The organism is Salinibacterium sp. NG253, assembly GCF_015864945.1.
In the GTDB taxonomy this organism is placed as follows: domain Bacteria; phylum Actinomycetota; class Actinomycetes; order Actinomycetales; family Microbacteriaceae; genus Rhodoglobus.
The window spans coordinates 197582-220845 of the sequence record NZ_JADYWF010000001.1; the positions used below are offsets into that span (position 1 = coordinate 197582).

Sequence of the window (23264 nt, forward strand, 5' to 3'; positions counted from 1 at the left end):
CTACCGGTCAGAAGCCCCGGCCTCAGCCGCGGCCTTCGCTTCGCGTGCCGTTTTGCGCAGGCGTTTAGCGCTGGCACTACGTTCGCCGAGCGCTCCGGGAGTCCATACTTCGACATCCTCGTCCTTGAAGTCAGTTTTCGAGGCACGGCGCTTGAGCTCGGGCAGCACGGATCCTGGCGCAAGGCGGCGGGCCGTCATGAGGAAGCCGGTGTGGGCGACCATGCGGTGATCAGGACGAACGGCGAGCCCCTCAACGTGCCAGCCGCGCACCATAGTCTCGCTGGAATCGGGCTCTGTGAAGAGGCCAGTAGCGCGGATCGCCTCGGCGACACGCGACAGCTGGGTGACCGTTGCGATGTAGCAGAGCAACACTCCGCCGGGAGTGAGGGCGTCGGCACACTCTTCGATGCACTCCCAGGGAGCGAGCATGTCCAGCACAATGCGGTCTACCGCACCTGGTTCAACTGTTGCGGGCAACTGCTCCTGCAGGTCACCAACCGTGACAGTCCAGTTCGTGGGTTTCGCGCCCAAGAACGTCTCAACGTTGGATTGAGCGATCTCGGAAAACTCTTCACGACGCTCGAAGGAGTTCAACTGCCCACTCGCGCCGATAGCGCGCAGCAGCCACAAGGAGAGCGCACCGGAGCCGACACCGGCTTCTACAACATGAGCGCCAGGGAAGATATCGGCTTGACCGATGATCTGGGCGGCATCCTTCGGGTAAATAATTGCGGCGCCGCGCGGCATCGACATGACGAAATCCGTGAGCAGCGGGCGCATCGCCAAATATTCGATGTCGTTGGTGCTCGTAACAACGCTGGCATCCGGCTGATCGATGATGACGTCGTGGCTGAGGACGCCACGGTGAGTGTGGAACGCTCCCCCCGCTTCAAGAGTCACCGTGTTAAGGCGTCCTTTTGGCCCGGTGAGTTGAACACGATCCCCTTCACGAAAGGGGCCGCTCTGTCGTCGGAATACGTCGCTCATCGCGTGGTCACCTTTGCGTGCAGTTCGGAGAGATGGTTCAGGGTGCGGCCGTCGAGTGTCGGCCACAGGGCGTGGGTCTTGTTTTCGGGAATGTCCACCATGAAGGGAACACCGATGACAGTGGCACCCGAGGCGAACGCCGAGGTGGCACCGGGAGGGGAATCTTCGATAGCAACGCAGTCGGTGATTTCGACACCGAGTGCCGCCGCGCCCGCGAGGTAGGCCTCAGGATGGGGCTTAGCGTTCTCGACATCGTCACCAGAGATGACGGCGTCAAAACCATGGAAGCCGAGATTGTCGACGACATGATGAGCCATCCGCCCGATCGACATTGTCACGACGGCGGTGGGAACACCGGTGCTGCGGAGCTCTTGGAGAAGCTCGCGGGCACCCGGGCGCCAGGGAATCCCAAACTCCTTGAGCTGGGCCATCACGCTGTCTGTCAGGCGATCCACGATCGTGACCGCGTCAAGGGTGACGCCCTTCGTTTGCATCACGCGGGCGGACTCTAGCAATCCCTTGCCCACGCACTCCATCGCGTCGTCATGCGTCCAAGCACCGCCAAACGATTCGATAAGCGTGGTTTCCGCAGAAATCCAGTACGGTTCGGAGTTGATGAGGGTGCCGTCCATGTCCCACAAGACGGCCGCCGGAGTGGAGTGAGTCACAACGCACCATCGTAGTTCTATCCTTGGGTGAAGAACATTCCTGCCACGCACCACAAGGAGACCAGTGACTAACACCCCATTTGCGAACGGACGACTCCTCGTCGTCGCCTTCGAGGGGTGGAACGACGCCGGTGAAGCAGCGAGCGGCGCAGTGCGATCGCTCAAAGAGCAGCTCGACGTGTATCCCATCTCAGAAGTCGATCCCGAAGAATACTTCGATTACCAGTTCAACCGTCCAGTTCTCTCACACGACGACGACGGCAACCGCGTCATGACGTGGCCATCGGTCACGATGTACGGCCCGTCTCGCCCCAACGCCGAACGCCCCGAAAGCATCGCCGCCGATGCCGAGTTGCAGTTGAGCGCCAACAATCAGTCGAACATTTATCTCCTGCTCGGCACAGAACCCTCGCGCTCCTGGAAAGCATTCACGCGCGACATTCTCGAGACCGTGGTCGACAACGGCATCTCCTCGATCGTGTTCCTCGGAGCGATGTTGGCCGATGTGCCCCACACTCGCCCCATTTCAGTCTTCACGTCGAGCGAAAATTCCGCCGTTCGCACCGCATTGGACATCGAGCGCAGCAGCTACGAAGGCCCGGTGGGCATCCTGTCGGTACTCGGTCAGGCAGCAGAAGCTAGCGGCATTACGACAATGTCGATCTGGGCATCCGTTCCGCACTATGTGCACAACGCCCCATCACCGAAAGCGACCCTCGCTCTCATCGACAAGCTCGAAGAAATTGTGGATGTCGTGATCCCCCGCGGCGATCTCGTGACTGAGGCAACCGACTGGGAAACCGGTATCGACGCTCTCGCCGGCGAAGACGACGACATGTCGTCGTACATTGAGCAACTTGAGCGTGCTCGCGACACGGTCGACTCTCCATCGGCCAGCGGTGAAGCAATCGCTCAAGAGTTCGAAAAGTACTTGCGGAGCGGCGATGACAAGCCCGATCCGGGTGCCGCTGGCGACGAGCCGTGGCGCGGCAAGGACTAAGCACAGCACTGCGGGTGTGATCGCGATGTCGCTTTAGCCAGCGCGAACGCTTCAGCCGCTGTGAACGCCTGAAACGGCTAGAACGCCAGAACCGACTAAACCGGCTGAATCACGTTGAGCGACAGCAGCACGTACAGCGTCACGCCCAAGACCACGCGGTAGATGACAAACGGCAGGAACGAACGCTTTTCGATGTAGCGCATGAGCGCTGCGATCACGACGTAGCCGACGAAAAACGCAATCACTGTGGCGATGGCCGTTTCCGCATAGGTAAATACTTGGTTGGGCTCGCCAAAGCTGTGCACGAGCTCATAGAGTCCGCTGCCGAAGACGGCAGGGATTGCCAGCAGAAAGCCGAAGCGTGCCGCAGCAGGGCGCGTGTACCCCAGCGCAAGGCCGGCTGTCATTGTCGACCCCGACCGTGAGACGCCGGGTACCAAAGCGAGCATTTGGGCGAGACCGATCGTGATGCCGTGGCCGTAGCTCATGTCTTCGAGAGCGCGCGTGCGCTTGCCGAGGTAGTCCGCGATTCCCAAGATGATGCCGAACACGATCAGCACGGTTGCAACTAACCAGAGCGAACGGAACGTCGAACGGATGTACTCCTGCGCGAAATAGCCCACGAGCACGATGGGGATCGTGCCGATGATGACGAGCCACCCGAGCCGTACATCCGGATGATTCCGATCAATCTTTTCGCCGTGGGAGCCATGAGGCTTACGGAATTGCTGAAACCAGCGGCTCAGAATGCGAGCGATATCTTTGCGGAAAAAGAGGATGACGGCGAGCTCAGTGCCCAACTGGGTGATTGCCGTGAATGTGGCGCCGGGGTCGCTCGCAGAGGGTAAAAACTCACCCATAATGCGCAAATGGGCACTCGAAGAGATCGGAAGAAATTCCGTGAGGCCCTGAACAAGCCCGAGAATTATGGCCTCGATGAACCCCATGGAACGCTCCCGTTTAGGTAAGAACTAGTACTTGAGAAGCAGGTCTCCCAAGACCTGCCTGCCAAAGACTAATGCGTCCAACGGCACACGTTCGTCAACACCGTGGAACATCCCCGGGAAGTCGATCTCGGGCGGCAATTGCAGCGGGGCGAAACCGTAGCCGGTGATATCGAGAAGCTTGAGCGCTTTGTTGTCGGTGCCGCCCGACATCAGGTACGGCAGAACAGGCGCGCCGGGGTCGAAGACTCCGAGGCTTTCGACCATCGCATCGACCAGGGGCCCATCGAAACTTGTTTCGAGGCCGATGTCGCGGTGCATCATCTCGATCTCGATCTCATCGGGCAAGAGTGCACGCACTTGCGCGAGCACCGCATCCTCTTCGCCGGGAAGAGTGCGGATGTCGACGAGCGCTTCTGCGACGTCCGGAATCACGTTGTGCTTGTAGCCGGCCTTCAGCAGCGTGGGGTTGCTTGTGGTGCGCAACGTCGCCTGCAGGAACCCGGATGCGGTACCGGTAGCCAGAATCAACTGATCGGGACCGACCTCTTCTGGATCAATGTCAAGAATGCGAGAGAGCTCAGAGATGAGCAGCTTTGTGGTGTCGGTGAGATGCACTGGCCATTCTTGGCGGCCAAGGATCGCGATAGCTTCCGCGAGCTTCGTAACGGCGTTGTCGCTGATAACGCGCGAGCCGTGAGCGGCCATGCCGCGCGCGGTGAGCTTGATCCACATAAGAGCCTTTTCGCCCGTCTGCAGAAGGTAAGCGCGTTGGCCTTGGAGATCCACCGAGTAGCCACCGACCTCACTGATGGCTTCGGTTGCTCCCGCAAAAATTTCGGGGTGCTTCTTGACCATGAAGTGCGAACCGTATTCGCCGCCATTTTCTTCGTCAGCGAAGAAGGCGATCGTGAGGTCGCGAGCGGGACGCTTGCCGGCTCCCAGAATGTCGCCGAGTGCCGTGATGATCATGGCATCCATGTTCTTCATGTCGACGGCTCCGCGGCCCCACAGCAGGCCGTCGCGGATGATGCCTCCGAACGGATCTACCGACCAGTTCTTGGGATCAGCAGGCACGACATCCGTGTGGCCATGCAAAATCAGCGCGGGGCGCTCTTTCGCGTGCGGCGCAGAAGACGGGGTGTCGTAGCTGCCTTCCACCTTGGCAATGACGGTCGTGCGGCCGGTGGCAGCATCAAAGTATTGAGTGGTGAGGCCCATCTCTTCAAGCAACGCACCCAAATATTCGGCTGCGTCAGTCTCGCCGTTCGATCGACCCTCCCCGTAGTTGGAAGTGTCGAAACGGATGAGATCTTGCGCAATGCGGGCTGTGCGCTCGAGTTCTGGCTCAGAAGTCATAACTCCACGCTAGCCGTCTCCCCAGTAAATATCTGCACGCCACGGCATACCCGAAACCGGACTCACGAAGCCCGTTGTTTGATGCGTCATGTGGTGCTCAAAAAGGATGCTATTCTCTTATCTCGGCGGTGCTCTTGTAGCGCCGCAGATGCGCGCGGATGGCGGAATTGGTAGACGCGCTAGCTTGAGGTGCTAGTGCCCGAAAGGGCGTGGGGGTTCAAGTCCCCCTTCGCGCACAGCGAGGTGTCGTAAGACATCGAAATAGCTCGGATCCATGTTTATGGGTCCGAGCTATTTTTTTGCCCTCGGCCGATTGAGCGGTGAGAACGCTCGCCTGCAGGAGTCCCTGTGAACTCCGGCAGGCGTCGTCTGGGTTGCGCGCTACAGGGCGCCCGGGAGTAACCGAATGTTGCTTTTTGCGAGCTTTACCGCCTCGCCTGCTCCCCCGTTCATGACCACTTTCGACATTGCGAGTGCGAAACCGCGGGCCATTTCTCCGGTGATGGTTGGCGGTAGTGACAGCGCAAGCGGATCAGTGACGAGGTCGACAAGTGCTGGCCCATCGTGGGCGAGCGCCGCTTCAAGTGCCGAGTGGATGTCGGTGGGTTTTTCTACCCGCTGCCCAAAGATTCCGAGCGCGTTCGCTACCGCCGCGAAGTCAACCGAGGGAACGTCCACCCCGAAGTCGGGAAATCCGTCAACAAGCATCTCGACCTTGACCATGCCCAGGGTTGAGTTGTTGAAGACGACGATTTTTACGGGGAGCTTGTTCGCGGCGACGGTAATCAATTCGCCCATCAACATTGACAGTCCACCGTCACCGCACATGGCGATCACCTGCCGGTCAGGATGACTCGTTTGGGCGCCAATGGCCTGTGGGAGTGCGTTAGCCATTGAGCCATGAAGAAACGAGCCAATGAGGCGGCGCTGGCCATTGGGGTTGATGTAGCGGGCCTGCCACACGTTGCACATACCCGTGTCAGCCGTGAAGATCGCGTTTTCACTAGCGAGATCGTCAAGCAGCGATGCGGCGAATTCAGGATGAATCGGAATCTTCTTCTCGACGTTCTTGGCATAGGCGTCAACCACGCTATTCAGCAGGCGGTGATGACGTTTGAGAGTCTTCTCCAGAAAGCTCCTGTTGGTGCGGTTCGTGATCAACGGTGTCACTGCGGCGATAGTGGCTGCCACGTCGCCGTGAACAGGGATCTCAACGTTGGTGCGCCGCCCTAAGTGCTCTGCCTTCGTGTCGATTTGGGCAATTCGTTCGTGTGAGCCGTCTGGCAAGAATTGTTCGTAGGGGAAGTCGGTGCCGAGCAAGATGAGGAGATCGGCATCGTGGATGCCGTCGTGTGCGGCGCCGTAGCCCAACATCCCCGTCATCCCGACGTCGAACGGGTTGTCGTACTGAATCCACTCTTTGCCGCGGAGGCTGTGGCCGATCGGAGCGGCAAGCAGATCGGCGAACGCAACAACCTCATCGTGGGCGCCTTCCACTCCTGCCCCGGCGAAGATAGCGACTCGCTCGGAGGAGTTGATGGCCTCAGCGAGGGCTGCCACATCGGTAGCAGCAGGAGCCAAGACCGGAATGCCCGGGCGAGCCAACTGTGGTGCGCTGCCCACAGAGTCGAGCCCGGCGATGTCTCCGGGAAGCGTGATGACGGAGACTCCGCCCAAGCTAATCGAGTGGCGAAGCGCGGAGTTCACTACCCTTGGCGCTTGTGCTGCGGTGGAAATGAGTTCGCGATAATTCGAACACTCAACGAAGAGGCGATCGGGGTGGGTTTCTTGGAAATATTCGCTGCCGATTTCCGTCGAGGGAATCTGGCTTGCGATGGCGAGCACCGGGGCGCCGCTGCGGTGCGCATCAAAAAGCCCATTAATGAGGTGGAGGTTGCCGGGTCCACAGCTGCCAGCGCAGACTGCAACTTCGCCGGTCAATTGTGCTTCGGCGCTGGCGGCGAATGCGGCGGCCTCTTCGTTGCGCACGTGAATCCAGTCGATGCCGCCTTTGGCGGATCCTCCGGTGCGTCTCACGGCGTCAACGATGGGGTTGAGGCTGTCGCCCGCAATCCCGTAAATGCGCCTGACGCCTGCTTGTTGTAGTTGGCCGATGAATTGATCTGAGACGGTAGCTGCCATGACCCCAGTTAACTCCCCCAGTCTGCACGAATACAGCGAACTGGTTCCTTCGTCGTTGCGCGGTGATGTGGTTGCTGCGGGTTAGCTGAAATTCCTGGCGACAAGATTTTAACGATGTATCGTTGAGTATCGGCGAGGCCGCTCGTGCCCCGCATCCACCGACTGGAGGATCAGCATGAATAACTCATTCGGAACAAGTGGCCGAGATTCTCGCCGCCCGTTCGCAGACGCGTTCGACCACGCAGGAAAAGGGCTATGGGATGCGCTCGACAACGTGCGCTCAGAATTCGAACGTCGCGTAGTTCCCCGTATGGGACGCGGAGACGTTCGCGTCGCCATCCTTTCCCTTCTCGCTGAGGAATCGATGCACGGCTACCAAATCATTCGAGAAATCGACAAGCGCAGTAACGGCGCGTGGAAGCCCAGCCCCGGTTCCGTTTACCCCACGCTTCAATTGCTCGCTGACGAAGGGCTCATCGAAGCTCACGAGGCCGACGGCAAGAAGACCTACACGCTCACCCAAAAGGGTCACGACGAAGCCAAAGCTGGTCGCCCGGCACCGTGGGAGAATTCCGAAGCAAAAGACTCGTCACGCCCGACCGCGCTCCCCCACGCTGCCGCAAAACTGGCGGAAGCAGTCGTGCCGCTGATGCGTACCGGAAACCCAGAACAGGTAGAGGAAGCCATCAGCATCATCGATGACGCGCGTCGTAAGCTTTACGCCATCCTCGCCCAAGACTGAGCGGACAAGCCGGCCACGTCGGCACTAGGGAGATTTGATGACCGACACTCGACAGCTGCGCGCCCGCTACCGTCGGATCCTGCGTTTTGCTGCCCGGTACATGGTCCTCGAATGGTGGTTCGAACTTGTTCTGCCCCGCTTCGGGCTCGAACGGGTTGCTGCTCGACGTCGGCTCGTGCGAGCAGCCCGCATCGCTCGTAGTTTTCACGGTCTAGCCGTTGATCTTGGCGGGCTCATGATCAAGGTCGGACAATTTATGTCGTCCCGCCTCGATGTGCTGCCGAGCGAAATCACTCGGGAACTTGAAGGACTGCAGGATGAGGTTCCCGCAGTCGACTTCACGCTCATTCGCGAAAGCGTCGAGAGAGAACTCGGCATGCCCCTTGAGCGTGCGTATGAGTACTTCGACCCAACTCCCGTTGCCGCGGCATCCTTCGGTCAAGTGCATCGAGCGCGGCTGATAGCCAACGATGCGGTGGATGTTGGGTTCTCCGCTGTTGTTGTGAAGGTTCAGCGGCCAGGCATCGCCGACATCATCACCGTCGACCTCGCAGCTCTGCGTCGTGTCGCGAGTTGGCTTAACCGGGTTCGCTTCATCTCACGACGCGTCGACTTGCCGGCACTTCTCGAAGAATTCGCGATCATTAGCCTGCGCGAGATCGACTACCTCAACGAGGGAAGCAACGCGGAACGCTTCGCTGAAAACTTCGTTGATGACCCCCGCATAGACGCTCCCGAGGTCGTCTGGGAGCGCTCGACGCGCCGCATTCTGACTCTTGCCGACGCGACCGCTATCAAGATCAACGACCACGCGAAGCTGGTCGCGGCCGGAATCGACCCCGCAGAAGTCGCCGACGAGTTGTCGCGCGCGATGTTTGAGCAGCTCTTTATGCACCGGTTCTTCCACGCCGACCCGCATCCGGGAAACATCTTCGTGACGCCGGCGGATCCTGACCGCGCCGACCAATCCACGCCCGAGTGGACACTGACCTTTATTGACTTCGGCATGATGGGCGACGTTCCCGAAAATCTCAGCCGCGGTCTTCAGCGCCTCATCATTGCCGCAGCGGCGAGGGATGCTCCGGGCCTTGTCGCGAGCGTGCGGGATATGGGCATCCTGCTCCGTAGCGCTGAAAGCGCGCCGCTCGAGCGCGCCTTGGGGGAACTGTTCGATCGCTTCGGCGGTATGGGCTTCAGCGAACTCCAACAGGTAGACCCCCAGGAGTTCCGCGCCTTTGGCAATGAGTTCAGTGAAGTCGTCCGCACGATGCCGTTTCAATTGCCCGAAAACTTTTTGCTGATTATCCGCGCCATCTCGGTCACCTCCGGAGTCGCCAGCGACTTGAATTCCAGCTACAACGTCTGGACTGCCATCGAGCCCTTTGCCGCGAGACTAGCCCGCGACGAAGGCGGCGGAACCGTGAAAGAGCTCGCGAAACAAGCTCTGTCATCCGCCGGCTTGATTCTGCGGCTTCCGCAGCAACTCGAAAGCGTTGCAACTCTCATGCAACGCGGTCAGCTCGCTGTCGAAACGCCAGGGGCAGATAAGCGCCTTCGCATGATTGAACTTCTGGTCCGCCGCCTGATCTCCGCGGTGCTCTTCACGGCCCTGCTTATCGGGGGAATTCTGGTGCGGGACACGGATCCGACTATCGGCCTCGTGCTTATCATCGGATCGGCACTCCCCTTGGCGCACGTGTTGTTTGCGGGCGTAGTGAACCGCAACCGACTGTTCTAACGGAGCCGCGACGGAGCCGCGCAGGCTGAGAGTCGCCCATGAATCTGCATGATCGGCTATCGTGGACGAGGACTCAGACACACCTACTGTCGTCCGTTCCCGTTTGACCAGATCATCTTTGGTCTATTGCCAGCACTGTCGCAGGCAATGAGCCGTGCACACATGCACTCAGGCTCCTCACTCTTTTCACCGCCACGCGGCCGCGTGGCACAGTCCGCAGGAGAATCTCATCGCCATTGCCCAAGCCCCCAAATCAAACCGGTATCGCGCCGAACCGTCAGTAATGACGGCGTTGCGCACGCCGCGCATCCTCACCAGAGAGGTTTTGGCCGGCTTGGTCGTCGCTCTCGCATTGATCCCCGAGGCAATCTCGTTCTCGATCATTGCCGGAGTCGATCCGCGAGTCGGACTCTTCTCATCGTTTGTGATGGCAGTCTCAATCGCCTTCCTCGGCGGGCGCCCCGCGATGATCACGGCGGCTACCGGAGCGATTGCACTCGTCATCGCCCCCGTTGCCCGCGAATACGGCATGGACTACCTCATTGCGACCGTCATCCTTGGCGGGCTACTGCAAGTGTTCCTTGGCGTGATTGGCGTGGCCAAGCTCATGCGCTTCATTCCGCGCAGCGTCATGCTCGGCTTCGTGAACTCGCTGGCGATCTTGATTTTCATGGCGCAACTTGAGCACCTCTTCGACGTGCCGTGGATGGTGTACCCGCTGGTAGGCGCCGGGCTAATCATCATGGTGCTGATGCCGCGGTTCACTAAGGTGATCCCCGCTCCTCTCGTAGCTATCGTGCTGCTGACCGTCATCACCGTCACGATGGCGATTTCAGTGCCCACGGTTGGCGACCAGGGCGAACTCCCCCGCAGCCTTCCTGAGCTCTTCATCCCGAACGTTCCACTGACTCTGGAGACTCTCCAGATTATTGGCCCGTTCGCGATTGCCATGGCTCTCGTCGGACTCCTTGAGTCGCTGCTCACTGCGAAACTTGTCGACGACATCACTGACACCCACTCGCGCAAGACACGCGAAGCCTGGGGTCAGGGCGTTGCCAATGTGCTCTCCGGCCTGTTTGGCGGAATGGGTGGCTGCGCAATGATCGGCCAGACCATGATCAACGTGAAGGCTTCGGGAGCTCGCACTCGAATCTCGACCTTCCTCGCGGGAATCTTCCTGCTCATCCTCGTCGTGGTTTTGGGCGACGTTGTCGCGATCATCCCGATGGCCGCGCTCGTGGCCGTCATGATCATCGTCGCGATCTCGACCTTCAACTGGCACAGCATCCGCTGGTCGACGCTCAAGCGCATGCCCAAGAGCGAGACCACCGTCATGGTGGCCACCGTTGCGGTTGTTGTCGGAACCGAGAACCTCGCGATTGGTGTGCTCGTCGGCGTGATCGTCGCGATGGTCGCCTTCGCGCGTCGAGTCGCGCACTTCGCAACGGTGGAGCGCACACTGCCCGAAGATGAGGCAGTGCCCACCGCTTACTACCGTGTCAACGGAGAGCTTTTCTTCGCGTCGAGCAACGACCTGACCACGCAGTTTGAGTACACGGATGACCCCGACCGCATCATCATCGACATGTCAAACTCCCACATTTGGGATGCGTCGACGGTAGCGGCCCTGGATGCCATTACGACGAAGTACGAGCGTCTTGACAAGCGGGTCGTTCTTGTTGGTATGAACGAGGCCAGCCAGTACATGCACGAGCGTCTCGCCGGGAATTTCGGCGAAGAAGGCTAGCGAAAACGCGCTGAGTGCGATGAGGGCCCGTTACGCCATGGCGTAACGGGCCCTCATCGTATCTCCGCTTGTGTAGCGGGTTAGCTCGCGAGCGGCTCAGCCGACATCGTTGACCGGTGTTTGCTCTCGGTGCCGTATGACGCGGTGACCAAGATGGGCAAGTGATCGGAAACTCCCCGTCGCAGGGTCTCAACGCCCTCGATCGTGAATCCCTGCGACGTGACGAAGTCGAAGTGTCCGCGGAAAAACTTATAGTTCGTGTACGTGGTGCGGTCGCTCAACGACAGGTCGTACCCTGTCTGCTTCACGCGCTGTGTGAGACCGTCTTTGAACATCGGGTAGTTGTAGTCACCGACCATGAGGATGGGCGAGCCTGACCCGAGGGTGTGAAGCATTTCGTGCGCAGCCTTGATCTGGTTGCGGCGAAGTGAGTTGAGCGCGGTCAACGGAGCCGCGTGAAACGAAGCCACGATCATGTCTTCGTTGGTCTTGCGATCGACAAGGTGAGTACCGACCAGTCGTTCGGGGGTCGGAGTAAAGAGGCGATCGTGCAGCGACTTCTTGAGCTCGAATGACTGGCTGGCGCGGTGCTCGTAGCGATCACGGCGGTAGTAGACAGCAAGGCCGAGCCGATTGTTCTTGGTGGAGTCTGCTAGATGCAGTTCCCCAATTTCGGTGGGCAGCTGAGAAGAGATGACCTCTTGAAGGCAAAGCACATCAAGATCAGGGGTTTGAGCGAGCGCATCAAGTTCGATGGCGGCCTTGTGCTTGCGAAGGTTGTAGCTAATTACGCGAATCACGAACCTATTTACCTCTTTCTTAAGAGAGAACCAGCCTATGCGTCATGGTCAGAAAGTATGCGAGATTGGCGATTGGAGAGCAAACGTACAGGAATCCCCATAATAAGGACTATTACTCCAACCACGAGACCAGCAACGGGAACCGTGACGACCAAAGCGAGGCACGCGAGTGCCCCGAGAACATTGATAACCCGCGGAATGCGACGCTGTATCGCAGGCTGTGAAAATGCGGCAAGGTTGGCCACAAAGTAGTAGAGCAGAACGCCGAAGGACGAAAAGGCGATCGTTCCGCGAAGATCCGCGACGAGCACAACAGCGATCACCACACCCGAGAGAGCTAACTCCGCCCGGTGAGGCACCCTGAAGCGTGGATGCACGGCGTTGAGCCACCGCGGAAGATCAGAGTTGCGCGCCATCGCGAGGGTAGTGCGGCCGATCCCAGCCATCAACGCGAGCAGCGCTCCTAGCGCGGCCACACCCGCCGTGAGCGAGATGAGGCCGGTGGTCCGCCCCCATCCGGAGGCGATAAGAAGATCAGCGATTGGCGCTTGAGAAGCCGCCAAAGAATCGGGACCGAGCACTGACAGCATCGTGATCGCCAACATCAGGTAAAGCCCTGCTGTGATTGCCAAGGCGATCATGATGGCCTGCGGAATGGCGCGACTCGGATTGGAGACTTCTTCGCCGAGCGTGGCAATTCGGGCGTAGCCAGCGAAGGCAAAGAAGAGGATGCCGGCTGACTGAAGAATGCCGTACGCATCCATGCTGTGAGCAAACGAGATTTGCACCGGCTGCACCACGGGTGAGGCGGCGACAGCGACCAGTACTCCCACAAGTACCACGAGCACGAAGGTCACGATTAGCTTGGTCGCCGCTGCGGTGCGGGTGACGCCGAGTAGGTTCACCACAGTGAGGGCGACGACGCCGAGAACCGCGACGGGCTTCTCCCAGCCAGCCGGGGCAACGTAGGCGGCGAAAACGAGAGCCATAGCGGCACAGCTGGCCGTCTTTCCCACAAGAAATGACCAGCCCGCCAGGTAACCCCACCACGGTCCAAGGCGCTCACGACCGTACACGTAGGTGCCGCCAGCCACGGGATAAACGGCAGCGAGCTGCGCGCTTGCTGCCGCATTGAACCAAGCGACTATTGCTGCGATACCCAGACCGATCAGAAGCCCGGCACCGGCTGCCTGAGCTGCGGGAACGAACGCAGCAAATACACCGGCGCCGATCATCGAGCCCAGACCGATGACCGTCGCATCGGTTGTGGTCAATCGCCGAGCAAGCGTGGCGTTTGTGTTCACAACTTCACCCTACTCCCGTGGTGAATGCTGTCAGCGGCGTGCAACTCCTGCCGTGGGTGAACGCTCGGTGTCGGCCAGTGAAACACTGACCTAGTAGTTCGCTATTCGACGAAGCGGATGCCGTTCGACAGTCGAGTACGAACGTCAAAGAGTTCGTTGCCGCCAATTTGGCGCCCGCGGGTGGACTCAGGGCCGGTGCGAAGCAGGTGCGCGAGCACACTCTGACGCACGACAACAGCGGGTTGCCCCTTGACGGTGCCGAGTGACTCTTGGGGCTGAGCGAGTGCGTCATCGGGCACCACGATCACGAAGCACGTGAAATTTACTTTCAGCTGCCGACTGAGGGTTTTCGCGCGCGAGGCAAGTTCGTGCATTGGTTTCTCGGGCTGAACGGCTGGCCCGATGAGTTCACCGCGCCGCACTTTCACCGGCCCACCGAAGTCTTCGGAGAGGATCGCGTAGAGACCGGTCGGGCCAAGCACAACGTGATCAATCTTGCGCTCGGGCGGGCCGGTCGAGACATCGTGCCAAATGGTGAAGCCAATTCCGAGAGCACTCACCGTTCGCGCGGTGGCTTCTTCGGCAAGGGCATCGGCAAGAGTTCGGCGAATCTCTCGCGGAGCGCTGCGTACGAGTGCGGGATCGTACGGGTCATCAAGTGAGACGCCCCGGCCTGCCCATTCACGCATGCCGGCGAGGAAGCGTTCTCGGCGCCAGCCTCCTGGGTGACCGTGAGTGCGGGCGCGTGGGCGAGAGTCCTCTCGCGATGGTGCTGAGCCGCGCGACGAGAACGAGGAGGAATTCCCTGAGGCAGAGCGCGAGTGCGAAGCGGAACCGGCATCGTAGCTTCGCCGCTTCTCTGGCGTTCCGACACGCTCCCAGGCATCCTGAACGGCAGCAAAACGCGTAGGGTCTCCCCCGGTGTCGGGATGTGTCTCCCGTAGTGCCCGCCGAAATGCTTTCTTCAGCTCAGACTCCGATGCCGACGCCTCAACACCAAGCACCTCGTACGCGCTTGCTGACAGGGGGCTATCCGGCATGAACTCACTTTCGGTGAACCGCACGAATGCGGAAGTGGGGAAACTCCCATGCTACCGATCCTCGCTGGCAACATTCGGAATGTCGTCGGCGCGCGTTCAGACTGCAGGCGTAGTTTTGAGTAGTGACCGAACTTAGAGACATCCCCCTCACCACGATTGATGGCAGCCAGACAACGCTGGCGGAATATCAAGACAAAGTGGTGCTCATCGTTAACGTTGCATCGCGCTGTGGTTTGTCGCCGCAGTACGCGCAGTTGGAGCAACTGCAGAAGACATATGGCGATCGTGGTTTCACTGTCTTGGGCTTTCCCAGCAACCAGTTCTTGCAGGAGCTGAGCTCTGAAGAAGCGATTGCGGAGTACTGCTCTACAACGTGGGGTGTCACGTTCCCCATGTTCGAGAAGGTCAAGCTCAACGGCAAGTCAGCCCACCCCTTGTACGCCGAACTCAAGAAGACCGCGGATGGTTCGGGTAAAGCCGGCCGCGTCGCGTGGAACTTCGAAAAGTTTCTCGTCACGCCCGGCAACGATGTCACTCGTTTTCGCCCGACGGTGGTTCCGGATGACCCGGCCATCGTTGGTGCCATCGAAGCGGCACTTCCGGCCTAGGGTAGAGAGTTATGGCTACAGAGTTTCTGCATGAGAAGGATGCTGCGCGTTACGTCATGAAAGTTGATGACGCACTCGTCGCGGTTGCGGACTATCGCACCAACGGATCTTCTATCTCTTTCAATCACACGTATACCCAGCCCGCCCACCGCGGCAAGGGCTACGCCGCCCAACTCGTGAAGTTCGCGGTCGATGATGTCGAAGTGAATTCAGTGCTGCGCGTGCTGCCCATGTGCTGGTACGTTTCCGATTGGTTCGAAGCGAACCCCCAGCGGGCCGAGCTGCTGACGCGTTAGCCTGCCCGGCAATTCTCGCGAGGTGCCGACTCTCGTGAGGTGCCGACTCTCGCGAGGTGGCGACTCTCGCGAGGCGCCGAATCTCGTGAGGCGCCGACGATCCGAGCGATGGTCTGCTACTTCTGACGTTGAAGTTGTACGAGCATCTCTGGCCCGTTGTCATCGAGCAGCTTTCCGCCCCAGCGCACCCCGATGATCAGCAGCGTGCCTCCCAGCACGAGTGCGACGGCGAGAGAGATCCAGCCGAGTGACTGGTTGAACGTTGCGAAGCCGATGATGGCGAGCACCATTTCGGGAAGAGCCAAGAGCGCCAGTGCGGTCCACGATGCGAACATCGAGAGCATGAGGGTGAAGCCCCCGCCGGGGCGGGACTTGAATGGATTGTCTCCGGGGGCGGGCACAGCAAACGCGAATCGTCCGGAAACAAGTGACGACAGTGCCAGGCCGGTGATGAAGAGGCCGAGGGAGATGCCGAGCATCCCGACCAATCGTTCCCAACTATCACTGACCCAGACACTCGCAACCGTCAGGATGATGGTTGTGGGCAGAGCGAAAACGCTCACGGCAATGACTCTCCCCCACCGATCGGCGCGGCCGCTGACACCAGATTGTAAGTGGAGGCTGAATGCCGTGTTGTCGTAAGAGACATCGGTGTAAATGGACATCCCGAGCAGCACCGCGACGATAGGGCCAACGAAGAGCAAACCGCTGAGATCACCGCTCGCGCCGCTATAGAAGAAGACAATTGCGGGAACGAGCGGCACGCTAATGAGCGATTGTGCGTAGCGCGGGTCGCGCGCCCAATAGGTGAGGGCGCGAGCGGCCACCGCGCCCGTTGGCGTGCCGGAGAAGATGGCGAACCAGCCGAGTCCGCGTTGGGTGCGACTGAAGGACGTCGAAGTGGCGGGGCGCTCGAGGGCGCGATCCAGCGCCCAGCGCCACACCACGGTCGCTGCGATGAGCGTGCCGATGCCGATGAGGGCGTGCAGCACTGCTGTGCCCGGCCGCCCGATAGCCAGATCGCCAGGAACAGCCCAAATCGCCCCGAACGGCGTCCATGCCACCACGTCGGCGATGATGGGAAGCACCGTTCGAAGCTCACGAAAAAGTGTGGACAGCGCGAGAATTGCCGGGCCGAGCAGCAAGAGCGGGATCAACACAAGCACTGTCTTTGCTTCGCGAGCTCGACGCCCCGAGGAGATTCGCACCGTGAGGGCGGCAAGCATCCGTGATCCTACGACGCACGTGAGGGCGCCGATGGCGGCACAGAGCAGCGCGACGATCGCGATGAGGGGCGTTTGCCACCACACCAGACTCGTTGCAAGAGCGGCCAGGGTGGTGATGATTCCGGGGACCCCAAGAACACCGCTGACGGCGAGAGCCAGCAGCAACGTAGTGATGGGGATAGGGAAAGTCGCAAGCCGTGCCGGGTCTACCGTTTCGTCGATGCCCGAACTCAGCAGCGGAAGGAATGTCCATCCCAATACCAGGATGGCGCCGCCAACGACGCTGACGGTGCGGCCAAGACTGTCGGGAGCAGAACTGAGAAAGAGGAGGCCGACGACCACGAGGAACAGCATGAACATGCCGTAGACCGTGCCGAGCACCACAGCAACCGCCTGCCAAGGACTACGCGTGAGGGCGTTGGCAAGCAGCCTGAATCGCAGTCTTACGAGATGCGCAACCACTCGGGGCCCTTTCCATGACGACGTCCGCCGACGAGCTCCACAAAGCGGTCTTCGAGCGTCGAGGAGCCCCGTACTTCATCCGTTGTTCCGGATGCCAGTACCCGGCCATCGGCGATTACGGCGACATGGTCGCACATGCGCTGGACCAAATCCATGGCATGGCTGGAGACGATGACGGTTCCACCAGACTCGACGAAGCCGTGCAAGATGTCTCGGATGTTGGCGCCGGATACGGGGTCAACAGATTCGAAAGGTTCATCGAGTACGAGCAACTGCGGAGCGTGGATCAGCGCGCAGGCGAGAGCGATCTTCTTGGTCATCCCTGCGGAGTAATCGACGACGAGAGTGCCGCTCACGGCATCGAGGTCGAACAGTTCGAGAAGATCAGCGGCGCGTTCGGCGACCACGGCACGGTCCATGCCACTCAAGAGGCCCGCGTAGGTGACCAGTTGAAGGCCCGTTAGCCGGTCAAAGAGGCGAACACCATCGCTCAAGACGCCGATGCGTTTCTTCGCCTCGACGAGGTTGCTCCACACATCAAGTCCGTGCACCGAAACCGTGCCAGCATCGGGCCGGAGAAGGCCCGTGGCCATCGAGAGCGTCGTAGTCTTGCCAGCACCGTTGGGGCCAACAAGGCCGAAAAAAGACCCACGAGGAACAGTGAGATCGACAGCATTGACGGCGAGTTTCTCACCAAAACGCTTGGTAAGTCCGCTTATTTCAAGCGCAGGAACGAGAGTGGGGTTTTCGGGCACGGTACTACCCTAAAACCGATTCGTCCTCAGAGAGGTGTGTGCCGCAGAATCTGTGGTGATAACCAGCTACTAGAGTCGATAGGACGCGGCAGTTCTCTCACTCCGCGAGTTCTTCGAAAGGTTGTTATGACGATTACTGCTGCTGCTGACGGATCGGCGCTCGGCAACCCCGGGCCAGCCGGATGGGCGTGGTACGTCGACGACAACACCTGGGCAGCTGGCGGCTGGGATCACGCCACCAACAACCAGGGCGAGCTCATGGCGGTGCTGCAGTTGTTCCGCGCGACGGCCCATGTCGACGACGATCTTTTGATTTTGTGCGACAGCCAATACGTCATTAACTCCATCACCAAATGGATGCCCGGGTGGAAGAAAAAGGGCTGGCGCAAAGGTGACGGCAAGCCCGTCATGAACGTCGACCTCATCAAGCAGATCGATGATGCCATCGCTGGCCGCCGCTACCGCTTCGAATGGGTTCGAGGTCACGTGGGGCATCCGCTGAATGAGGCCGCGGATGTCCGAGCTCGTGGCGCCGCCGAGGCGTTCCAGCGTGGCTCGGTCTGCCCCGCGGGCCCGGGTTATCCCGGAGCCACCGCGAGTGACGCCAGCCTGCCGGGCGCAAGCGACGAGATCGCTCCCCTGTTCTAATCTGTCGCGGCTTTGACAGCGTGGCGATCAGCGGCGATCAGCGGTGGTACCGCATGAGTGCGCCGCCGGTGCAGCCGAGCTTGGGGCTCCGGGCGCCCGACTTACTCGGGTGAGAAGAAAGCGGCGATTGCTGAGCTCAACGCGAGCGGGTCAGCGACGCCGCACAATTCGCGAGCGGAGTGCATCGAGAGCAATGGGAGTCCAACATCAATCGTCCGGATGCCCAACCGGGTGGCCGTAATGGGCCCGATGGTGGAGCCACACGGCATGTCGTTGTTCGACACGAACTCTTGGTACTCAACGCCAGCCTGACGGCACGCGCGAGCCCACTCCGCAGCGCCGAGCGCATCGGTGGCATAGCGCTGGTTCGCGTTGATCTTGAGTAGTGGTCCCCCACCGAGACGCGGACGGTTGGCGGGATCGTGACGCTCGGGGTAGTTCGGGTGCGCGGCGTGGCCGGCATCCGACGACAGGCACCAGGATTCAGCGACGGCACGCATCCGATCCGTTTCGGAACCGCCCAAACCAGCACTGATGCGGGAAATGAGGTCGGCGAGGAACGGCCCGCCAGCACCTGAGCGTGATGCCGAACCAATTTCTTCATGGTCGAACGCGACGAACAGCGGAATGTGATCGAGCTTGGTGTCGAGAGCGAGCAGAGCGACGAGACCGGCGTGCACTGACGACAGATTGTCGAGACGACCGGAGGCGAAGAGCGCATCATCGAGGCCAAAGACTGCGGGAGCCGCGGTGTCCGCAACCACAATGTCGTAGCCGTCGATGTCCTCGGCAGAGCGATTCTTTGCCTTCGACGACAGAATTGAGGCGAGATGACCGAGAACATCGGCATCATCGCGCTCGCCCAAACCAAACATCGGGTTCATGTGCGCTTGGCGCTTGAGAGTGAGCTTGTCATTGACGCCACGATCAAGGTGGATGGCGAGCTGCGGAAAACGCAGCAACGGACCGGTGCGCACAAGCTCAGTGCTGCCATCACGGAACGTAACCCGGCCGGCAAACTCAAGCTCACGGTCAAGCCACGAGTTGAGCAGCGGGCCGCCATAGACCTCAACACCGGCTTGAAGAACACCTTCGGAGCCGGTGGTCGGCTTCGGCTTGAGCTTGAAGCTTGGCGAATCAGTGTGGGCCCCAAGGATGCGGAACGGCGTCGTGCCGGTAGCCTTCGTTGGCTGAATCCATGCCGCAATCGCACCGTCGCGGATCACGAAGTACTTCGCTGCCTTGCGAGTGCGCGCCCCATTCCAGTCATCAGCCTCGTGCAATTCGCTGAAACCGGCGTCACGTAAGCGGCGCGCAGCCTCCGCTACGGCGTGAAAAGACGACGGTGATGCGGAAACAAAAGAGGCAAGATCGTGGACATGATTCAGGGCAGCAGTCATGGGAATCATTCTCGCACTGTTCGCCGTGAGCAGCGCCCAGCAGCGCACGAGTGATGGCTAGAACCAGATGCTCAACCACGGTGTCGTCGGCGCGTGGAATACACGCTCCACCACCGCCGCAGCGCCTTCGGTCAATTCCGTAATGCGGCCGGCAGCAACCAGCGCTGACACGGTGACTCCACCGAGATACAGCGAGCTGAGTTCATTGACCGAGAGCGCAACTGAAGCAATCGTGGCGGGAAACTCTTCTACCGGACGCACCTGCGGCATCCCACCCTCATCTGTCGAGAGCACAAAGCGGCCGTGGGCGAAGCCGAGGTCATCGCTGACATCAAAACCGAGCTCGGCGGCCCCCGAATACGTACGGGCGGTGAGAGACGCGGGCACATCAAGGATGCGCAACCACAAGTGATCGATCGGGGAAACCTGAGCGGCACGCATGTCGGACAGCAGCCACAGCAGCGGTTCGTCAATAGAGCGCAATTCGGCTTTCACCTCACGCACGAGGTCGACCTCAAGCACAAAACGCCACAAGGCCTCGTAGGCCTCGGGGGTCTCAGCCAGCAGGTAGTCGACCGTGAGCTTGTGGTGGGTGAAGTCGGCTCCGCCGCCCTTCACGCGATACACCACGAATCCGCGCGGTGTTCCGCTCTCGTCATCGAATCGCACCACGCGGGTGTTCTTGGTGTACTCCTCATCGCCGGGCGCAGTGCCGGCCATCTGCTCCCAGCGCAGCGGCCACACCTTAATTTGTCCTGGCGTGGCGAGACGGATGCGCTCAAAGACTGGCGGGGCTTCACTGACGAACACGGTTGGCGAGACGTGCTGCAGAGTGCCACGGCGCTCATGAGCCACGAGCGAAGCCCGAGTCGTATCGATCGTAAGATCAGCAGCGAACACGGCTTGACCGAATCCGAAACGGCCGTAGATCGTCGACTCCGACACGGTGAGCATCGCCATGGGCAGCCCCATCGCAGCCGCCGAGCGCAATTCCCCTTCGAGAAGCGAACGCGCGATGCCACGGCGACGATGCGTCGGCGAGACAGTGACGGAGCTGATAGCCCACGCATCAATACTCTGCCCGCCCGGAACGGTGAGTTGCTCGGTCCAGGAGCTTGTTGTCGCGACAGGAACTTCAGGGGCGACCAAGCGGTCATCCCACACACCGATCGTGCGGCGATACGTCACGCCGGCAAAATTGGAATCAACCTGTTCTTTTGACATGGACGGACCGTGAAAACCACGGGAATCCGCTTGAAACCAGGCTTCGAATGCGGCACGGTTCGACGTATCGACTAAGTCGTAGCGCAATCCGCTTGCGGCAATGGCCGCAGCCGACGTGAGATCAACAGGGTGAAGCGAAAAGTCGTTGGTCATGCACCAACGGTACCGCGAACTTTACTGAATGAACCATGGTGGATACACAGCCACCTTCGTCTTAAACGAGGCGCCATCGAGGAGTGACTTCACACGCTCGCGAGCTTTATCGCTCGCGACTCCGACGAGTTGCACATCATCGAAAGCGAAGGAGCCGTGAATAAGAACCTCAGCGTCGTCGGTGAGCTCATCGGCGCGCAGGTTGCCGAGCATCCGAGTGATGGCTTTTTCGTCTGTGGCAAAGCGAGTCAGGCTTGCTGCGGCATCGCCATCGGCCAGAACGGCATCCTCGCCGAGAGCGCGAACGGTGCTGACGAGGAACACGAAATCTGTGGGGGTTGCAGTGCGGGCCGCATCTGACCAGCGCGGTTCCGATGCTCCGGCACGCAGTTCACGCCAGGCTGCGGACTCTGGCACCAAGCTGAACGGAACGTAGCGGTCAACGGGCTCGCCGGTGCTGAGCGATGCTGCGCCGCGAAGCTCGCGGGTCAAGGGCGAACTGATGTCGAGAATCGCATCCTCAATTGACGCAGCAGCGACAAGCTGACCCTCGCGGAGGATGCTCTCCAAGTTGCTGATGTGCGTGACGTGATAGACACGTTGGTCCGACAACGACGGGACCTTCGCGCTCGACGCGCGCGGAGTGCCGGGAACTCGCTTAGTGCGAGAAGAGGTAGTGGCACGCGTTACCGGCTTGACAGGGACAGCCTTGGGAAAGCAGGAATCGCAGAGACCGTTTTCGAAGCCGTGGATGCACTCAGTGCCAGACATTGGAGCCTTTCTCGGAGTTCAGAAATGACCTCCGTATCCAAGGTACGGCAATTATCGGCTGCGTATCGCCGTCTCTGCACGATGAGCGAGTTCGCGAAGCAGTGTTTCGTAGCTGGGATCGAAGCGGCGCGGTCCGGTATCGAAGATACACACGGCGCCGACGATGTCGCCGTTGGGGGCTGCGACCGGGTAGCCAGCGTAAAACCTGATGCGTGGACCTTCAACAACCCATGGATGGTCGGCAAATCGTTCGTCGTTCAGGGTGTCTTCCAAAACGACAAGACCACGATCAGTGAAAGCTGCACTGCAGAATGCTCCCGCTTCATCGCGTTGCATAGAGCCAACGCCTGATATCGACGTGAACCAGTGGGCGTCTTGATCATGGAAGGTGATGGCGGCGCCGGCGGTTCCAAAGAGAACTCGCGCAGAATGCATGATTGTCGCTAACGATGTCGACACCGTCTTGCGGGTGAGTGTTGAACTCTCAAATGCTGCCGGAGCGACGATCGAACCGGGGCGTTCAGCGGGAGGCACAGCCACGGCAGTGAGAGAACGCGCAACGGCGGGGGCAAGCGTGCGTGCCCAGTGCTCGTAGGTGGGGCTATCGAGCAACACCCGAGTGTTTCCCGCGGATGCCGTGGCAGGCACGAAGGTTGCTCCTGGGCGAGTAGAGCACAACTGCTGACTAATCGCGTTGAGATTGGCGACATTGTGGTTGACGATGCGGAGTAACGGAGCGGGAAGCGACACGAATTCGTCGAGCGGCGCTACGCCAACAATGAACGTGTGCATGGCGCCGCCACCGCACTCTTCGATCGTGTTCATCAGGTCAGTGATATCCCTCCGCCAAGCGAAAAGGGACCGGAAACGCAGGGCATCTCCCCCGCCGAGCGTGAGCACAAGGGCGTCATATCGTTCAAGGTTTGCCCAACGGATGACGACTCCGGTATCAGCGGCAGACATCGAAGGGTCAGAAACAATGTCGACGCTGCAGCCGCGCTGGGTCAGGGCTGACAGTTCTCGAGCGAGATGACCGCCGAGTCCGAGCTCATGCGTATGCACGCCATAGCCCGACGATTTGCCGGGACCGAGAAGGAGTACGCGATCAGGATCAGGCCCAATCGCTTCGACGCGGGGGTCATCAACGGGCAGAGTGAGCGCACGCCAGCGTTGTGGCTTCACCGCAAGCCACAGTGTGATTATTGGCCACGCCAATAGCGCAGCATAGCTACGTAGCAATCAATTCCCCA

21 protein-coding genes and 1 tRNA gene are annotated in these 23264 nt (G+C 60.2%); 8 read left to right on the forward strand and 14 right to left on the reverse strand.

Translation table 11 applies throughout. The annotated features are described in order from the left end of the window. On the reverse strand, window positions 1-987 hold the full coding sequence (locus I6E52_RS01010) for a tRNA (adenine-N1)-methyltransferase (protein WP_197154291.1): 987 nt from the start codon (window positions 985-987) through the stop codon (window positions 1-3). Then, window positions 984-1655, reverse strand: coding sequence for an HAD family phosphatase (locus I6E52_RS01015; protein ID WP_307842306.1), 672 nt, complete (start codon window positions 1653-1655; stop codon window positions 984-986). The genes I6E52_RS01010 and I6E52_RS01015 overlap by 4 nt, the downstream gene beginning before the upstream one ends. A 64-nt stretch (window positions 1656-1719) precedes the next feature. Between I6E52_RS01015 and I6E52_RS01020 the strand changes: the two genes are divergently transcribed. After that, window positions 1720-2655: a proteasome assembly chaperone family protein gene (locus tag I6E52_RS01020; protein WP_197105594.1), complete on the forward strand. Its 936-nt coding sequence runs from the start codon at window positions 1720-1722 to the stop codon at window positions 2653-2655. 95 nt (window positions 2656-2750) lie between these two features. Here I6E52_RS01020 and I6E52_RS01025 read toward each other — a convergent pair whose 3' ends face one another. Beyond that, a complete protein-coding gene (locus I6E52_RS01025; protein ID WP_197154292.1) occupies window positions 2751-3602 on the reverse strand; it encodes an undecaprenyl-diphosphate phosphatase in 852 nt (283 codons plus the stop codon). A 24-nt stretch (window positions 3603-3626) separates the two neighbouring features. Continuing rightward, window positions 3627-4958, reverse strand: a complete 1332-nt coding sequence (locus tag I6E52_RS01030; protein ID WP_197154293.1) for a M20/M25/M40 family metallo-hydrolase — start codon at window positions 4956-4958, stop codon at window positions 3627-3629. Window positions 4959-5110: 152 nt separating this feature from the next. Here I6E52_RS01030 and I6E52_RS01035 point away from each other — a divergent pair. Continuing rightward, window positions 5111-5194: transfer RNA gene (locus I6E52_RS01035), tRNA-Leu, on the forward strand. Window positions 5195-5339: 145 nt separating this feature from the next. Here I6E52_RS01035 and I6E52_RS01040 read toward each other — a convergent pair. After that, the gene (locus tag I6E52_RS01040) at window positions 5340-7100 is read right to left on the reverse strand and encodes a pyruvate dehydrogenase (RefSeq protein ID WP_197154294.1); all 1761 of its coding nucleotides are present in this window, start codon (window positions 7098-7100) and stop codon (window positions 5340-5342) included. A gap of 175 nt (window positions 7101-7275) precedes the next feature. On the opposite strand from I6E52_RS01040, the gene I6E52_RS01045 reads away from it, so the two are divergent. The 3 genes from I6E52_RS01045 (at window position 7276) to I6E52_RS01055 (ending at window position 11327) form a co-directional block, all read left to right on the forward strand. Next, window positions 7276-7842 carry a PadR family transcriptional regulator gene (locus tag I6E52_RS01045; protein WP_197154295.1) on the forward strand — a complete coding sequence of 189 codons (567 nt, stop codon included), beginning with the start codon at window positions 7276-7278 and terminating at the stop codon, window positions 7840-7842. Window positions 7843-7879: 37 nt separating this feature from the next. Continuing rightward, entirely contained in the window at window positions 7880-9580 is a 1701-nt protein-coding gene (locus I6E52_RS01050; protein ID WP_197154296.1) for an AarF/ABC1/UbiB kinase family protein, read from the forward strand. A gap of 283 nt (window positions 9581-9863) precedes the next feature. Next, window positions 9864-11327 (forward strand): SulP family inorganic anion transporter, encoded by a 1464-nt coding sequence (locus tag I6E52_RS01055; protein ID WP_197154298.1) that lies wholly within the window; start codon window positions 9864-9866, stop codon window positions 11325-11327. An 80-nt stretch (window positions 11328-11407) separates the two neighbouring features. Here I6E52_RS01055 and I6E52_RS01060 read toward each other — a convergent pair whose 3' ends face one another. The 3 genes from I6E52_RS01060 to I6E52_RS01070 form a co-directional block, all read right to left on the reverse strand. Next, window positions 11408-12124, reverse strand: a complete 717-nt coding sequence (locus I6E52_RS01060) for an endonuclease/exonuclease/phosphatase family protein (protein ID WP_197156847.1) — start codon at window positions 12122-12124, stop codon at window positions 11408-11410. 38 nt (window positions 12125-12162) lie between these two features. Further along, entirely contained in the window at window positions 12163-13431 is a 1269-nt protein-coding gene (locus I6E52_RS01065) for an APC family permease (protein WP_197154300.1), read from the reverse strand. A 101-nt stretch (window positions 13432-13532) separates the two neighbouring features. Then, on the reverse strand, window positions 13533-14471 hold the full coding sequence (locus I6E52_RS01070; protein WP_197154302.1) for a DnaJ domain-containing protein: 939 nt from the start codon (window positions 14469-14471) through the stop codon (window positions 13533-13535). Between the two features lie 122 nt (window positions 14472-14593). Between I6E52_RS01070 and I6E52_RS01075 the strand changes: the two genes are divergently transcribed. Together I6E52_RS01075 and I6E52_RS01080 are read left to right on the forward strand one after the other, a co-directional pair. After that, the gene (locus I6E52_RS01075) at window positions 14594-15079 is read left to right on the forward strand and encodes a glutathione peroxidase (RefSeq protein WP_197154305.1); all 486 of its coding nucleotides are present in this window, start codon (window positions 14594-14596) and stop codon (window positions 15077-15079) included. Window positions 15080-15090: 11 nt separating this feature from the next. Then, window positions 15091-15375 carry a GNAT family N-acetyltransferase gene (locus tag I6E52_RS01080; RefSeq protein ID WP_197154307.1) on the forward strand — a complete coding sequence of 95 codons (285 nt, stop codon included), beginning with the start codon at window positions 15091-15093 and terminating at the stop codon, window positions 15373-15375. 116 nt (window positions 15376-15491) lie between these two features. Here the strand turns inward: I6E52_RS01080 and I6E52_RS01085 are convergent, their stop codons facing one another. Next, window positions 15492-17063 carry a transporter gene (locus tag I6E52_RS01085; RefSeq protein WP_197154309.1) on the reverse strand — a complete coding sequence of 524 codons (1572 nt, stop codon included), beginning with the start codon at window positions 17061-17063 and terminating at the stop codon, window positions 15492-15494. Beyond that, entirely contained in the window at window positions 17045-17818 is a 774-nt protein-coding gene (locus I6E52_RS01090) for an ABC transporter ATP-binding protein (RefSeq protein WP_197154311.1), read from the reverse strand. The genes I6E52_RS01085 and I6E52_RS01090 overlap by 19 nt, the downstream gene beginning before the upstream one ends. Window positions 17819-17944: 126 nt before the next feature. Here I6E52_RS01090 and I6E52_RS01095 point away from each other — a divergent pair, with 126 nt between their 5' ends. Next, the gene (locus I6E52_RS01095; RefSeq protein ID WP_197154313.1) at window positions 17945-18466 is read left to right on the forward strand and encodes an RNase H family protein; all 522 of its coding nucleotides are present in this window, start codon (window positions 17945-17947) and stop codon (window positions 18464-18466) included. Window positions 18467-18567: 101 nt separating this feature from the next. Here I6E52_RS01095 and I6E52_RS01100 read toward each other — a convergent pair whose 3' ends face one another. Genes I6E52_RS01100 through I6E52_RS01115 form a run of 4 tightly spaced genes read right to left on the reverse strand, consistent with a single transcriptional unit; the run spans window position 18568 to window position 23229 of the window. Further along, the gene (locus I6E52_RS01100) at window positions 18568-19866 is read right to left on the reverse strand and encodes a M18 family aminopeptidase (RefSeq protein WP_197154315.1); all 1299 of its coding nucleotides are present in this window, start codon (window positions 19864-19866) and stop codon (window positions 18568-18570) included. Window positions 19867-19923: 57 nt separating this feature from the next. After that, entirely contained in the window at window positions 19924-21243 is a 1320-nt protein-coding gene (locus I6E52_RS01105; protein WP_197154317.1) for a GNAT family N-acetyltransferase, read from the reverse strand. A 21-nt stretch (window positions 21244-21264) separates the two neighbouring features. After that, window positions 21265-22014 carry a DarT ssDNA thymidine ADP-ribosyltransferase family protein gene (locus I6E52_RS01110; RefSeq protein WP_197124759.1) on the reverse strand — a complete coding sequence of 250 codons (750 nt, stop codon included), beginning with the start codon at window positions 22012-22014 and terminating at the stop codon, window positions 21265-21267. Between the two features lie 51 nt (window positions 22015-22065). Then, window positions 22066-23229, reverse strand: coding sequence for a GAF domain-containing protein (locus I6E52_RS01115; protein ID WP_231601725.1), 1164 nt, complete (start codon window positions 23227-23229; stop codon window positions 22066-22068). Between the last annotated feature and the right edge of the window lie 35 nt (window positions 23230-23264).

Coding starts and splice junctions, on each gene's coding strand:
- I6E52_RS01100 (WP_197154315.1), bottom strand. CDS start 19,866: ATGACTGCTGCCCTGAATCATGTCCACGATCTTGCCTCTTTTGTTTCC.
- I6E52_RS01025 (WP_197154292.1), bottom strand. CDS start 3,602: ATGGGGTTCATCGAGGCCATAATTCTCGGGCTTGTTCAGGGCCTCACG.
- I6E52_RS01010 (WP_197154291.1), bottom strand. CDS start 987: ATGAGCGACGTATTCCGACGACAGAGCGGCCCCTTTCGTGAAGGGGAT.
- I6E52_RS01055 (WP_197154298.1), top strand. CDS start 9,864: ATGACGGCGTTGCGCACGCCGCGCATCCTCACCAGAGAGGTTTTGGCC.
- I6E52_RS01110 (WP_197124759.1), bottom strand. CDS start 22,014: ATGTCTGGCACTGAGTGCATCCACGGCTTCGAAAACGGTCTCTGCGAT.
- I6E52_RS01105 (WP_197154317.1), bottom strand. CDS start 21,243: ATGACCAACGACTTTTCGCTTCACCCTGTTGATCTCACGTCGGCTGCG.
- I6E52_RS01080 (WP_197154307.1), top strand. CDS start 15,091: ATGGCTACAGAGTTTCTGCATGAGAAGGATGCTGCGCGTTACGTCATG.
- I6E52_RS01030 (WP_197154293.1), bottom strand. CDS start 4,958: ATGACTTCTGAGCCAGAACTCGAGCGCACAGCCCGCATTGCGCAAGAT.
- I6E52_RS01045 (WP_197154295.1), top strand. CDS start 7,276: ATGAATAACTCATTCGGAACAAGTGGCCGAGATTCTCGCCGCCCGTTC.
- I6E52_RS01040 (WP_197154294.1), bottom strand. CDS start 7,100: ATGGCAGCTACCGTCTCAGATCAATTCATCGGCCAACTACAACAAGCA.
- I6E52_RS01070 (WP_197154302.1), bottom strand. CDS start 14,471: ATGCCGGATAGCCCCCTGTCAGCAAGCGCGTACGAGGTGCTTGGTGTT.
- I6E52_RS01050 (WP_197154296.1), top strand. CDS start 7,880: ATGACCGACACTCGACAGCTGCGCGCCCGCTACCGTCGGATCCTGCGT.
- I6E52_RS01095 (WP_197154313.1), top strand. CDS start 17,945: ATGACGATTACTGCTGCTGCTGACGGATCGGCGCTCGGCAACCCCGGG.